At 60.1% G+C, this 14,655-nt stretch carries 11 protein-coding genes; all 11 read left to right on the top strand.

The window, feature by feature from the left end:
- The first annotated feature begins 452 nt into the window (after window positions 1-452).
- Window positions 453-1,373, top strand: a complete 921-nt coding sequence (locus H7C19_RS09795; protein WP_185142470.1) for a carbohydrate ABC transporter permease — start codon at window positions 453-455, stop codon at window positions 1,371-1,373.
- Window positions 1,370-2,248, top strand: a complete 879-nt coding sequence (locus H7C19_RS09790) for a carbohydrate ABC transporter permease (RefSeq protein WP_185142469.1) — start codon at window positions 1,370-1,372, stop codon at window positions 2,246-2,248. Before H7C19_RS09795 ends, H7C19_RS09790 begins: the two co-directional genes overlap by 4 nt.
- A 115-nt stretch (window positions 2,249-2,363) precedes the next feature.
- Window positions 2,364-3,806, top strand: coding sequence for an ABC transporter substrate-binding protein (locus H7C19_RS09785; RefSeq protein ID WP_185142468.1), 1,443 nt, complete (start codon window positions 2,364-2,366; stop codon window positions 3,804-3,806).
- A 59-nt stretch (window positions 3,807-3,865) separates the two neighbouring features.
- On the top strand, window positions 3,866-4,642 hold the full coding sequence (locus H7C19_RS09780; RefSeq protein ID WP_185142467.1) for an SDR family NAD(P)-dependent oxidoreductase: 777 nt from the start codon (window positions 3,866-3,868) through the stop codon (window positions 4,640-4,642).
- A 48-nt stretch (window positions 4,643-4,690) separates the two neighbouring features.
- Complete coding sequence (locus tag H7C19_RS09775; RefSeq protein WP_185142466.1) at window positions 4,691-5,890, top strand: enolase C-terminal domain-like protein; 1,200 nt, start codon at window positions 4,691-4,693, stop codon at window positions 5,888-5,890.
- A gap of 240 nt (window positions 5,891-6,130) precedes the next feature.
- Window positions 6,131-7,324, top strand: a complete 1,194-nt coding sequence (locus tag H7C19_RS09770; protein ID WP_185142465.1) for a polysaccharide deacetylase family protein — start codon at window positions 6,131-6,133, stop codon at window positions 7,322-7,324.
- Between the two features lie 349 nt (window positions 7,325-7,673).
- Window positions 7,674-9,344, top strand: coding sequence for a response regulator (locus H7C19_RS09765; protein WP_221469151.1), 1,671 nt, complete (start codon window positions 7,674-7,676; stop codon window positions 9,342-9,344).
- Entirely contained in the window at window positions 9,337-11,145 is a 1,809-nt protein-coding gene (locus tag H7C19_RS09760) for a sensor histidine kinase (RefSeq protein WP_185142464.1), read from the top strand. The genes H7C19_RS09765 and H7C19_RS09760 overlap by 8 nt, the downstream gene beginning before the upstream one ends.
- On the top strand, window positions 11,142-12,698 hold the full coding sequence (locus H7C19_RS09755; RefSeq protein ID WP_185142463.1) for an extracellular solute-binding protein: 1,557 nt from the start codon (window positions 11,142-11,144) through the stop codon (window positions 12,696-12,698). The genes H7C19_RS09760 and H7C19_RS09755 overlap by 4 nt, the downstream gene beginning before the upstream one ends.
- Before the next feature lie 951 nt (window positions 12,699-13,649).
- Complete coding sequence (locus H7C19_RS09750; RefSeq protein WP_185142462.1) at window positions 13,650-14,216, top strand: dihydrofolate reductase family protein; 567 nt, start codon at window positions 13,650-13,652, stop codon at window positions 14,214-14,216.
- An 11-nt stretch (window positions 14,217-14,227) separates the two neighbouring features.
- Entirely contained in the window at window positions 14,228-14,413 is a 186-nt protein-coding gene (locus H7C19_RS09745; protein WP_185142472.1) for a hypothetical protein, read from the top strand.
- The last annotated feature ends 242 nt before the right edge of the window (window positions 14,414-14,655 follow it).

Here is a 14,655-nt window from a genome sequence, read left to right as displayed (position 1 = left end):
GGCGTTGGAGGTGCGGAGGTCCGGAGGTCTGGAGGTCCGGTGGTCTGGAGGACTGGAGGTCCGGTGGTCTGGAGGTCTGGAGGTCTGGCGGTCTGGGGGACTGGAGGACTAGAGGTCTGGAGGTCCGGAGGTCCGACAACTCTATGATGACGGAACAATAGGTGCTTAGAATGTCAGAATATCCGCTAACCACCAAACAAGAATCAGATAGGCCATGTCGATTTTATCGTTGCAGCTCGTAAAGTCCGGATTCGCCGCTGAGCGATCCTTCTAGCCTGTCGCAATTTTCATTATTGCCTGTGATCGGGAAAGGTCATGAGCGTTTTGCGTGCGAGGCGGACTTCGCGCGATGAGGAGGATCCGTCATGAAGAGCGGAGGAGCCGTCATGGGCCCTCCTCTATGAACCCGTTACAATAAGAACACGACATTCAACGGGAGAGGAGGTGGGAAAATGGCTGCTGTTCAACCGCTTGCCCACCGTGAAAACGAGGTGCGAGGACGGTTCGCAAAGGCATGCAGAGATTACTTCTGGGGCATCGCGTTTCTGCTTCCCGCGATCCTCGTCTTCTGCATGTTCCTATGGACCCCGATCGCGAAGGGCATCGTATACAGCTTCATGCACGTCGACTTCGTGAACGGGAGCGCATTCGTCGGCTGGGACAACTACCGGACGGTGCTCGCGAGCGCCGATCTTGGCATGGCGGTGCGCAATACGCTCTACTACATGCTGCTCGGCGTCCTGATCGGGTTCTGGGTGCCCAGCCTCGTCGCGATCGCCGTATCCGAGCTGCGGAGAGGCCAAGGGGCGATGCGTCTCATCGTTTATCTGCCGAACATCGTGCCGGCCGTCGTCCTCTACGGCATGTGGCAATGGCTCTACGATCCGCTGGGCCCGGCGAACCAGATCCTGTCCTGGTTCGGCGGACACCAGGTGCTGTGGCTGACGGACAAGCACGTCGCCATGCTCGCCATCGTCATCGCCGAGACGTGGCAGGGCTTCGGGTCGGCGGCGCTGATTTATCTGGCGGGCATCGTCGGCATTCCGAAGGACCTGTACGAAGCCGCGGAGATCGACGGCGCCGGCGTGCTGCAGCGCATCCGGTACATCACGATTCCGGGCATCCGCCACCTGTACGTGCTCTTGTTCATCCTGCAGCTGATCGGCACGTCCCAAGGCTTCCTGACGCATGTCGCGCTGACGGGGGGCGGACCGAACATTGCAACGCTCACTTATATGTACAAGATCATTAACGAAGCGTTCACGAGCTTTAATTACGGCACGGCCTCGGCGCTGGGCGTCATGATGTTCCTGGTGCTGACGACGCTGTCGATCGTCCTCTACTACCTCCAAGGAAGGAGCGAAAAAGCATGAGCCGAGCCGCGCGCGAACGCAGCATTCTGTCTTCGTTCGACTTCAAGAAGAAGGGCGTGGCCGCCGGATACGCGGTGATGCTGCTCGCCCTTCTGGCGCTGGCCGCATCGATGCTGTACCCGTTCGGCACGACGATCTTCTCGTCCCTGAAGACGAGGGAAGAGGTCTTCACCTTCCCGCCGACCTTCCTCCCGCATCGTCTCGAATGGGGCAACTTCAAAGAGGGACTGCAGTATGTCGATCTAGGACGCGCCTTCGGCAACACGCTGCTCCTCTATGCGGGCAATGCCGTCATCCCGCTCACGGTCGTAGGCTTGGCGGCGTTCAGCCTGTCCCAGATGAAGCTGCCGTTCCGCAGAGGGATGACGCTCTTCTTCATGAGCACGCTGATGATCCCTAGCGCGACGTATCTGATTCCGAGCTTCCTGAACTTGCAGAGCCTGGGACTGATCGATACCTATTGGGCGTTCTGGCTGTCGGCCGGCGCCAACGCGTTCAACATCATGCTGCTCAAAGGGTTCTTCGACGGCATTCACAGAGAGCTGTTCGAAGCCGCGCGCATCGACGGCGCGTCCGAGCTTCGCTGCTTTTTCCGGCTGGCGGTGCCGCTGTCGCTGCCCGTCTTCTCGACGCTGCTGATCTTTGCCTTCACGGCGACTTGGAACGATTGGTACTGGCCTTCGCTCGTCCTGACGTCGACGGAGAAATATCCGATCGCCTCGATCGTCTACCGGAATATCGTCCAATCCGCCAATCTCCCGATGAACGTCAAGTTCGGGGTGCTGACGCTCGTCATGCTGCCGCCGCTTATCTTCTTTCTGCTGTTCCAGAAGAACATCATGCACGGCTTGAACCTGTCGGGGATCAAGGGTTAACCGCGGTGAATCCGTCACCACAAACGATGGATCCGTCATCGATCCGAGGGACGGCGTCCCGCTATGATGATCGTGCAACCCATTACGCAGCGATAGAGGAAAGGGGCCGAACCATATGAAAACGAACAAGCTTGGACTTCTGGCCATCGCCGGTCTGCTGGCGATCGCAACCGCATGCGGCGGCAGTGGAGGCGGCTCGGGCGCAAGCCCTTCGGCAGCGGACGGGGCTTCGCCCGGCAAATCGGACGGCTCGACGCCGTCAACCGCCTCCGATGCCGGCGGCGGCGCTCCGGTCACGCTGACCGTCCAATATCCGAAGTCGGACAATCCCGTCTCGATCGCGGTAACCGAAGATGCGATCAAGCGGTTCTCCGCGAAGCATCCGAACGTGACGATCAAGAAGAACGACTGGCAATACGCGCCGAACGAGATCGGCATCAAGATGGCCGCGCATCAGGCTCCGTCGTTCTACAACACGTTCGCGACGGAAGGCAAGACGCTGGTCGAGCACAAATGGGCGTCCGATCTGTCGCCGTTCATGGCGAATTTCGAGCATGCGGGCGACTTCAACGAGACGCTGACCGCGCCGTTCACGTTCGACGGCAAGCTCTACGCGATCCCGCACGATGCCTACATCATGACCGTCACGCTTAACAAGAAGCTGTTCGAGGCCAAGAACGTCGCGCTCCCTACGCCGGATTGGACGTGGGACGACTTCTACGAGGCGGCCCGGTCGACGGCCGACCCGTCGAAGGGAATCGCGGGCTTCGCGATCATGGCCAAAGGCAATGAAGGCGGCTGGAACTGGACGAACTTCCTGTATCAAGCCGGCGGCACGCCGGAGACCGTAGGCGACGGCAAGGTCGTCTCGGCGTTCAACTCGGATGCCGGCGTCCAGGCGATGTCCTTCCTGAAGAAGCTCAGATGGGAAGGCAACGCGATGCCGCAGAACTGGGCGCTGAACTACGGCGACACCTACAACCTGTTCAAGCAAGGCCGCGCGGCGATCGTCCTCGGCAATACGGTCGAGGATGCCGTCAACAACGGCGGCATGAAGAAGGAAGACCTGCTGGTGCTGCCGATGCCTTCGAAGGAGAAAGGCGGCGACCACGTCGGGGTGCTCGGCGGCAATTACTTCATCATTAATCCCCAAGAGCCGCCTGAAGCGCAGCAGACGGCATTCGACTACGTGATCTTCGATTACTTCGCGGACAGCGGGCTGGATGCGCTCAAGACCGATCTGGACAGCAGGAAGTCCAAGGGCCAGATCAAAGTGCCGAGCATCTCGGATTACTGGAAGCCGGACTCCGAATACGGACAAAAGGTGCAAGCGGTCCTCGATCAATATCCCGACACGGTGTTCAAGATCGATCCCCATGTGATCGAATTGACCAAGGGCGTGCCGGAAGCGCCGTACAACGGGCAGGAATATTACGCGGCGCTCACGAATGTCATGCAAGAGGTGCTCACGGACAAAAATGCCGACGTCAAAGCGCTGCTCGATGCGGCCGCCAAGAAGTTCGACGCAGAAGTCTTGTCCAAGGTGAAGCTCGATTAGCGGCGCTCGGTTCTAGAATGGCGGCCCGACGCATGTCATGATCGGGAGGAGGAATCCGCATGGACATTCGGAGAACGGCGCTCGTCACGGGCGGGAGCCGAGGAATCGGCAGAGGCATCGCCATGGCGTTCGCCGAAGCGGGCTACGACGTGACGATCGGGCATTGGCAAGACGACGGGCAGGCCGCTGCGACGGCGGCCGTCATTCGCGATCGTTGGGGACGCGACTGTCATGTCGTTCCCGGGGATTTGTCGGACGCCGCGACGGCCACGGCGACGGCGGCCGAAGCGATCGGCCGGATGGGACAGATCGATGTCCTGGTCAACAACGCGGGCATTTGCCTGTTCGATGGCATCGCCGAGCAGTCGCCGGATGCGCTGGACCTGCTCCTGATGCTGAACTTCCGCGCCCCGCTGCTGCTGATGAAGGAGGTCTCGCGGCATATGATCGCGGCCGGCATACGAGGCAGCTTGTTGAACATCACGTCGTCCCGGGCCGAGCGCGCCTACCGCGGCGATGCCGTCTACGGCGGACTGAAGGCCGGATTGAAGCGGGCGAGCGAATCCGTCGCGCTCGACTTGGCCCCGCACGGCATCCGGGTCAACTGCGTGGCGCCGGGCGCCATTCTGGTTCGGGCGCCTAGCGTATTCTCCGACGAGCTGGGCCCGCGCATCCCGCTCGGCCGCATGGGGCTGCCGGAGGACGTCGGCCGCATCTGCGTCTGGCTCGCTTCGGAGAGCTCGGCCTACGTCACCGGCATTAACCTGCGCGCGGACGGAGGTCTGATCCTGCCGGGCATGCCGGAAGGACCGGAGTATTCGCGTCGTCCCTGGTGAATCGCATGAACATCATCGGCCGGAACGCGGCCCTAAGGAGCGATAGACATGAGCGACCTAACGATTCGCGACGTGAAGACGATCTTGACGGCGCCCGACGGCATCAACCTGGTCGTGGTGAAGATCGAGACCTCCGAGCCGGGCCTCTACGGACTCGGCTGCGCGACGTTCACGCAGCGGTATCTAGCGGTAGCGGCGGCCGTCGACGAATATCTGAAGCCCTTCCTCATCGGCAAAGACCCGCAGCGGATCGAGGACCTGTGGCAGACGGCCATGGTGAGCTCGTATTGGCGCAACGGGCCGGTCTTGAACAACGCCGTCTCCGGCGTCGACATGGCGCTGTGGGACATCAAGGGCAAGCTTGCCGGCCAGCCCGTCTATCAGCTCCTCGGCGGCAAGTGCCGCGAAGGCGCCGCCATCTACCGCCATGCGGACGGGCGCGACCTGGAGGAGATCGAGGACAACCTGCGGCGTTTCATGGAGCAGGGCGTGCGCCATATCCGCTGCCAATGGGGCGGCTACGGCGGCAACAATGCTTGCGTCCCGCCGGAGAACGCGCTGCCGGGCGCCTACTTCCATCCGGACGCCTACGCGCGCAGCGTGCCGAAGCTATTCGACCGGATGCGGGAGCGGTTCGGCTTCGAGATCGAGCTGCTGCACGACGTGCACGAGCGGCTGGCTCCGATCGAGGCGGTGCGCCTGGCCAAGCAGCTGGAGCCGTACCGGCTCTACTTCCTGGAAGATGCGCTGGCCCCGGAGCAGCTCGACGGCTTTCAGATGATCCGCGCGCAATCCGCGACGCCGCTGGCGATGGGCGAGCTGTTCGTCCATCCGCGCGAATGGATGCCGCTCATCTCCGGCGGGCTGATCGACTTCATCCGCTGCCACATCAGCGCCATCGGAGGCCTCACGCCGGCCAAGAAGCTGGCCGCGCTGAGCGAGGCGTTCAGCGTGCGGACCGCTTGGCACGGCCCCGGAGACGTCTCGCCCGTCGGCCACGCCGCGAATCTGCATCTCGATCTGAATGCCGCGAACTTCGGCATCCAGGAGTGGTACGCGTTCTCCGACCGGATCCGCGAAGTATTCCCCGGCACCCCGACCGTACGGAACGGGTATGCCTACGTGAACGAAGCGCCCGGTCTGGGCGTCGACATCGACGAGGCGCTCGCCGCCAAGTATCCCTGCCGCAACGACCTGCCCGCATGGACGCTGGCGCGGCTGCCGGACGGCGGACCGGGCAGGCCTTGACGAGACTCGCGCAAGCTTGCACATGGGCGACAAGGCAGCAACCGGATTGCAAGCTGCGCGAAGCCCCGTGCGGCTCGCCGACGTGCGACTCGCTGACACGCGGATCGGCTCGCGAACGCTTGGCGCCGCCGTCAACAAAAGAGTTATTCAGCAAAATTTAAGAGATTGATAAGCGATTGGCGACGTCGTCTTTAAGAAGTGCCTCCTATACTTGGGTCACCAAGGAGGCATGATACATAGATGAGAAAGAAGCACGGGATCGGGATAGGCTTGTTGTTGGGCGCTATAGTATGTATCGGTTTGCTGATGGCGACGTACGCCTCCGAAGCGGAGGCTGGAGTGATAAGCGTGAAGCTGAACGGCAAATCGTTCGAAGTGCCGGCCACGGCGATGGTCGACGGTCAGGTGATGGTGCCGCTCAGCTTCCTGAAGCGGACATTCGGGGAGGACGGGGCCGGGGCTGGGCCGGAGCTGTCGGAAGCCGCGCATTATTCGGACCGCGTCGCGGTCCTCATGTACCATCATATGATGGAGAAATCGAATCAGGACGACATCATCTCCGCCGATCAATTCGACGAGCAGATGCGCCTGCTCAAAACCAACGGGTACCACGCCATCGGACTGGACCAATATCGGGACTTCATGCTCCATGGGAAGCCGATCCCGAATAACGCGGTGCTGATCACCTTCGATGACGGATATGAATCCTTTTATCGGCTTGCCTATCCGATTCTGAAGAAATACGGGTACCCGGCCGTCAACTTCGTCATCGTCTCGAAGGTCGACGATCCCGGTCAGCCCGGCATTCCGAAGCTCCGCTGGGACCAGATGCGAGAGATGAAGAAAGCGGGGATGTCGTTCATGAGCCATACCTACAACCTTCACAGTCTGGGAGAGGTCAACCCCAAAGGCGGCAAAAAGCCGCTGACGGTCGGAAGGCTCTATCTGAAGGAGGAAGGCAGGCAGGAGACGATTCCCGAATACGAGCAGCGGGTAAGAGCGGATCTCTCCTTGGCCGAAGCCCGGCTGCGGGAGGAACTCGGCAACACGTACGGGGCCGTCGCTTTTCCCTACGGGAAGTACAACGCGTACTTGATGGATCTGCTCCGGGAAATGGGAATCGAGCTGTCGTTCACCACGGAGTCGGGGATCAATACGAACGTGAACACGAAGGCTTTCCGCATCAATGCGGGACGTTCCGATACGAGTCCCGATGCGTTCATTAACATGCTGTTCGGATACGGCATCCCGTCGGCCGAGAGCGAAGATCCCAACTCCGTCCTGACCGTCAACGGCAAGACGATCAAGTTCTCCAAGGTGATCAAGGAGGATCAGGGAGAGGGGCCGCTCGTCTCGCTGAAGGAGTTCTGCGAGCAATACCACGTCAAGATGGAGTGGGATAAGCGCAAGAAAGAGGTTAGCCTGGTCGCGTAAAGGCGCTCCCTCTCCGTTCGTGATTTCGCATCCGGAACTAGGCAAATGCCCTACATCAAGCAAGGTCCTGCCAACGGCTGTTGGCAGGACCTTCTTCATGCCCTCAAATTCCGACGGAGAAGCAGGGGCAGGAATCGATACGCTCGGACGAATACGGATAAGCTTGGCGTGTCACGTCCCGCAGCTTAATCGCGCTGCTCGCGGCAAGGAGGGAATCGCAAACTTTTACGGGCCGTTATTGGCTTCCTTCAAACGCCTCCCAAAACGAGCTAGGATTGACCCCGTGTAAGCCAAGATTCACACATTGCACGGTTCTATCAAGAGGAACTACACTCTTGATAGGGGCCCAATGGCGCTGAACATCCAAGAGAAGGTGGGGGAGATTCGGGTGCGCGTGCTCATCGTGGACGACGAGCTGGAGATTCGTGAGGGGTTGCGGACCAGGTTCCCTTGGTCCGCCTATGGCGTCGAAGAGGTGCTCACCGCGGACGACGGAGACTCGGCGCTGCAGGTCGCGCTGGCGCGGAAGCCGGAGCTGATCGTGACGGACATCAAGATGAAGCGCATGTCCGGATTGGCGTTCATCCAGGCGTTGGCGGCCGAGGCGTCCTATCCGTGGCGGTCGATCGTCGTCAGCGGCTACGACGACTTCGAGATGGTCCGGCAAGCGATGAAGCTGGGGGCGATGGATTACGTATTGAAGCCGATCAACACGGCGGAGCTGGGGGACGTGCTGCGCAAAGCGATCGGGGAGCTCGAGCAGGAGCGGATCGCGCGAGCTAATCAACTGCTGCTGAACGATCAAGTGCACAGCGCGATTCCGAAGATGCGCGAGGAACTGCTGAGAGAGATGCTGGAGCGCGAGCACAATCCGTACCGCGAAGCGCGGATCTCGCATCGGCTGCAGACGCTGCAGCTCGACTGGATGCTGCGGGACCGGATGGCCGTCATGATCTTCGAGGCGGACGACCTGAAGGCGATCGGGAACCGGGCGGGCTCGCAGAACGAGATCGGTCTTATCGTGTTCGGAATTGGAAACGTTGTCAAACATACGCTGGCGGAGGAATACTCGTCGCAGGCCGCGCTCTGCGCGGACGCGAAGCAACGCTGGATCGCCGTGCTGAGCTGCAGAACCGCGGATCTGGAACCGTGCAAGGAGCTGGCGCAGATCTGCATCCGGCGGATCAACGATTACGTCAAGGTCAAGGTCAGCGCCGCGCTCTGCTCGGCGCCCGGCCCCTTCAATCAACTGCACGAGCTGTTCGCCGAAGCGGGCGACATCCTGGAGCAGAAAGCCGTATACGGCGGGAACCGCCTGCTGACGAGCCAAGGCTGGGAGGCGGACGCGGAGCAGGATAACCCGTCGATCCGCAATCCCGACGAGGTGCTGGACTTGGCGCGTTACGGGACGGACGACGATATCGCCCAAGCGATGGACCGGTTCGTCGAGATGGTGCAGAGCTGGCCGATCGCGCAGACGCGGGATATCCAGCAGAAGCTGTTCGAATGGCTGCTCGCCCTGTTCAAGAAGGCATCCGCGCTCGGCTGGACGGACAAGAGCTGGGAGAGGAACCCGATCGCGCTGTGGGAGCAGTTGGAGCAATTCGACACGCTCGAGTCGCTGCGGGCGCAGACGGAGCGGTTCCTGCTCGATATGGCCCGGGACTTTCGCAGCCATGCGTCGTCGCCCAGCCAGATCATCCAGGAGGCGGACAAGTTCATCCGCGCGCACTACGCGGAGAGTCTGACGCTGCAGAGCGTGGCCGCGGAGGTGCACGTCACGCCGGTGTGGCTCAGCAAGCTGTTCAAGAAAGAGAAGCGCAAGACGTTCCTGGAATACTTGACGGACGTTCGGATGGAGCGGGCGCGCAAGATGCTGGGCCAGGTGCAGTACAAGATCTATCAGGTCGCGTCCGAAGTCGGTTACAAAGATCCAGTGCACTTCACGAAGCTGTTCAAGAAACAGGCGGGCTGCACGCCGAAGGAATATCGCAGGCTTCAGGGGATCGCGGATGACTAAGATGTCCTTTCGGCTGCTGTCTTCCTTTCGGAATCGAATGATCCTGATCTTCTTCATGATCATCATCGTACCGTTCCTGATCTTTGCCTATTACGCGCATATCAAGGCGATCGAGGGAATCTCGAACGCCAACACGACGATCTCGATGAGCTATCTGCTGCAGACGAAGAAGAACTTCGAGATCTATCTGGACCGCATGAACGATCAGGTCAACGATCTGATCGGCAACAAGACGCTGCAGGAGCTGCTCGCGAGAAAGCCGGAGAACCCGGAGGCGGAAGAAGCCTTCGCGGTCAACCTGCTGACGGTGCTCTACCAGAACACGCCGCTCATCGACGCGTTCCGGGTGCATGTCTACCCGATCCGGCCGTCCGATTATCCGACGTACATGAATACGATCGGCGAATCCGCGTCCGTGGAGTCCGAGGATTGGTTCCGGCTGTCGCAAGGGACGATCGTGCCGACCTGGAACCTGTTCATGCCCCGCAATGGCCGGTACGCGAAGCCGCTGCTGTCCTACGTGAAGCGGTTCTCGGGCTTGTACGACCAGACGCCGCGGGGCATCATCGCGACCGATCTGTCGGAAGACCAGCTGAAGCGGTTCATCTCGCCGTCCGACCGGATGAACGGGCAGAAGCTGCTGCTGCTGAATGAAGAGGGGCTGGTCCTCTACGATACGTCGGACAACGCGTGGACCGGCAGCCCGATGCCTTCCGGGCGGTTCATCGAACATATCCGCGCCGGCAAGGAAGGGGCCGAGTCCATCTCGATCGACGGCGCGACGCATCTGGCCACCTATCTGCGCATGGACAGCGAGCCATGGGTGCTGGTCAGCCTGACGCCGCTGCACGAGCTGACGGGAACGATCGAGGAGATCAACCGGCTGCTGGTTATTTTCCTCATCGTCTATCTGATCTGCTGCCTGGGCGTCGTGTTCTACATTACCGTCTACTTCACGCAGCCGATCGTGAAGCTGGTGCGGCTGATGCGCAAGTTCGAATCCGGCAGCTTCCTGCCCGAGTTCCCGTGGCTGTCGCGGCAGGACGAGGTCGGCTGGCTGTACCGCGGCTTCGGCAGCCTGGCCCAGAAGATCGAAGGGCTGATCGAGGAGGCCTCCCGTTCGGAGCGGAAGAAAAAAGAACTGGAGTTCCAAGTGCTGAGCCATCAGATCAACCCGCACTTCCTGTACAACACGCTGGAGTCCATCCGTTGGAAGGCCGAGAACCATGGGCGGAGCGACATCGGCGAGATGGTGTCGGCGCTCGGGAACCTGCTGCGTCTCAGCCTTAATCAAGGCAAGGAGATCACGACGCTGGGCCGCGAGATCGAGCAGGTGAAGGCCTATGTCCAGATCGAGCAGGCCCGTATGGGGCAGCCCGTCCGCATCATCACTTCCTTCGACGAACAGACGCTGGCGCTGCCTTTCCTGCGGCTGCTGCTTCAACCGCTGGTGGAGAACGCGATCCAGCACAGTATCCGCGACAACTTCGACAAAGGCAAGATTCTGCTGTCCGGCCGGCGGGAAGGCCAGGATATCGTCATCGAGATCGCCGACAACGGCAACGGCATCCCGGACGAAGCGCTCGCTCGGCTCGCCCTGGATTCGGATGCCGCCTCGCAGCCGTCGAACGCGAGACGCCGGGGAGTCGGACTGCGCAACGTGAACGACCGGTTGAAGCTGTATTTCGGAGAGCGGTACCGCCTCGCGATCGAGACGGGGCCGGGCATCGGGACCAAGATCACGCTCCGGCATCCCGTGCTGAAGGAAGATGCGGCGCAGGGAGGCGGCGACGAGCTTTGACAACAAGGGCATACAGACGACTGCTCCCCCTTCTGCTGTCCATTGCGATTCTCGCGTTATTCGCATGCAGCGGAAGCGGCGGGGAGGAAGCCGCCGATCGCAAGAATGAGGAGCCGGAGGACGAGGTGCTGCTGCGGTTCTACTTCAGCGGGGACAAGAAGGCCGCGACGGACGAGGTGTGGGCGGCGGTCGGCGATTACGTGCAGAGCAAAGGGCTGCATGTCCGCTTCGACGTTCACTTCATTCCGATCGGCGATTACCGGGACAAGATGATGGTCAAGTCCGCGGCCGGCGACCGGTGGGACATGAACTTCGACGCGGATTGGCTGTCCTACAAGCAGATGGCCGCGAAGGGGGCGTATATGACCCTGAACGACCTGCTGCCCGAATACGCGCCGCACCTCTACGAGAAATACAAGCAGCAGGGCACGCTCCGGGCGGCGGAGGTGGACGGCAAGGTCACGGGATTGCCCTGGACGATGAAGATGAACCAGCGGTTCTACGCGCAGTGGCGTTCGGACTTGACCAAGAAGGCGGGACTGAATCCCGCGCCCGGCTCGATCCGCACGATCGAGGACGTGGACGCGTTCCTCCGAGCGCTGAAGAAGGCTTATCCGAACGCCAAGCTCTCCCGGACGCTGCCCAGAGACCTCTACAAGCTGCGGGACGAGTGGGTGGATCTCGGGTTCCACGGCATGGGCTTCTACTTGAACGATCCGAAGGTGCGCATCCAGCCGGTCGAGCAGCAGCCGTTCTATCTGGAGGCCGCCATCATGGCCAAGAAATGGTACGACGCGGGCATTCTGAACAAGGATATTCCGCTCGACAAGGAGGACGGCGCTTCGCTGTGGCGCAACGGCAACATGCTGTTCACCGCGCAGTCGCACGAATGGGTGAACGCCGATCCGGGCTTCAGCGATCCTTCGTTCGAACAGGAGAGCTCGCTGCTCTACCCGGACCGGAAGGTGGTCAACCGGACGCCGCTGGCGAACGTCATCGCGATCAACCGCAACTCCGAGCATCCGGATCTCGTGCTTCGGTTCCTCGATATGCTCGAGACCGACGGCACGCTCTACGACCTCGTCCAATACGGCATCGAGGGCAAGACGTATCTGAAGCAGCCCGACGGGTCCGTGGCTTATCCGGCGGGGATGGGGACGACGACGAGCAACTATATGGAGTGGGGCGGGCAGTGGGGACTCTGGAAGCCGCAGTTCATGCGGCCGACGCCGACTTACGGCAAGGGTTTCTGGCTCGCGGAGGAGGCGTTCGCGAACGAGCCCAACAACGTCAACTCGCCGATCGACGGCCTTTTTATCTCCGAGGATCGAATCCGCGACGAGCTCATCCTGCGGGACCGGAACGTCGAGACGTACGTAGGCGCGATCGAACTGGGCACCGTTCCCGATCCCGTCCAAGCGATCGCCGACTACGTCCGCCTGCAGCAGGACAGCGGCTTGGACAAGATCCTCGCCGAAGCCCAGCGGCAGATCGACGAGTATCTGGCGCGGAAGCGGGCGCTCACGGCTCCGGTCGCGACGCCGCCGCGGTAAGCGGCGACGGGGCGTGCAGATGGACGGGCGTGCAGGTGGACGGGCGTGCAGATGGAGGGGCGTTCAGGTGGAGGGGCGTTCAGGTGGAGGAGGTAGGCGTGCGTTAGGCGGGGCTGTCTCAAAAGGTCATCAACGGACCTAGGGACAGTCCCATTAGCCTTACTGCGGCGTATGTAAACTACATACATTGGCGGTCGTCGGGCTGAAGCGGCGAATGTACGGAAATCATTTACCTACATTTGGCGGTCGTCGGGCTGGAGCCGCGAATGTGCGGAAATAATTTACCTACATGGGCGGTCGTCGGGCTGGGGTGGCGAATGTGCGGAAATCATTTACCTACATTAGCGGTCGGCGAGCTGGAACGGTGAATGTGCGGAAATCATTTACCTACATTAGCGGTCGGCGAGCTGAAGCGGCGAATGTGCGGAAATCATTTACCTACATTAGCGGTCGGCGGGTTGGAGCGGCGAATGTGCGGAAATCATTTACCTACATTGGCGGTCGGCGAGCTGGAACGGCGAATGTACGGAAATCATTTACCTACATTAGCGGTCGGCGGGTTGGAGCGGCGAATGTGCGGAAATCATTTACCTACATTAGCGGTCGGCGGGTTGGAGCGGCGAATGTGCGGAAATCATTTACCTACATTTGGCGGTCGGAGTGTTGGAGCGGCGATTATCCCTATTTGAATGTGACGCTGGCGAAAACGTACCGAGAGACTTGTCCCTCCGGGCCCAAGCGGCCTTCTGAGACAGCCCCTTTTTTGATGCGAGTTGACCGAAGTACGGGTTGGACGCCGACTGACCACAATGTAGGTAGTGTACATACGCCCATTTGGCGGAAACGCGGACAGGGCTCAACTTAGCAATCGAGAATAAATAGGATTTCTTCCAAATTGGTAGAATGAGGAGAATGATTGAAAAATAATGAGCCTAGAAGGGAATGAGCTAGATGGGCAGCGTATTTTTAGACATCTCCATGTCACTGGATGGATTTATTGCCGGAAGGGATGACGTTGTGCAGCCGCTGCACGAATGGATTGTGGATTTCCAAACCGGTATTTTCAAGAAAAGCGAAGTCATGAGCGAGCTGTTCGAAAGGACGGGCGCGATCGTTGCAGGCAGGCGAGTCTATGAGATCGCATCCGGGTGGGGGGGAAATCATCCGATTCGCGGCGTTCCCGTATTTGTGCTCTCCCACGACCTCCCGGAAAACGTTCCTCAAGGCGGGACTCCATTTACCTTTGTCTCGGAGGGCATTGAAGCGGCCATACGAGAGGCTAAGGCGGCGGCAGGCGATAAAGACGTATATGTGCTGGGTGGAGCGGCAGTAGCCCAACAATGCCTCCAAGCGTCGCTCCTGGACGAGATTCAGGTGCACATTGCCCCCGTGCTGCTCACGGAGGGGATTCGTTTGTTCGATCATATCGGATCCGAACGGATCCGACTGGAAACGAATCGAATCTTAGAATCCCAGGGAATAACCCACCTTCAATATCGCATCGCCAAATCGGAATAGAGGAAGTCCTTATGACAAAAGTAATCTTCGGTATGACGATGTCGCTTGACGGATTCATTAATGACGCGAACGGCAGTGTCCAGGCACCGATTCAAAGCTCAAGCTGGGCGAAGGGTGAGAGCTGTCGCATCAAAGAGAAGAAAAAGGCCGGCTTCTTCCGCCCTGAGCCGTTAGGAGCCTCTGAAGCCGACCGTTGATTTTGGGGGATTTTCATCCGATATTGACACGTACATTTGACGGAAACACGGACTGGAGCTCAAAGAGAGTAGTTTACATACGCACATTTGACGGAAATGCGGACTGGAGGGCAAAGAGAGTAGTTTACATACGCACATTTAGCGAAAACGCGAACTGGAGCTCAAAGTGAGTAGTTTACATACGCACATTTGACGGAAACGCGGACTTGAGCTCAAAGAGAGTAGTTTACATCAATGGCATT

It is taken from the genome of Cohnella nanjingensis (genome assembly GCF_014212125.1).
GTDB classification, from domain to species: domain Bacteria; phylum Bacillota; class Bacilli; order Paenibacillales; family Paenibacillaceae; genus Cohnella; species Cohnella nanjingensis.
This window is presented reverse-complemented; position numbering and strand designations above follow the sequence as displayed.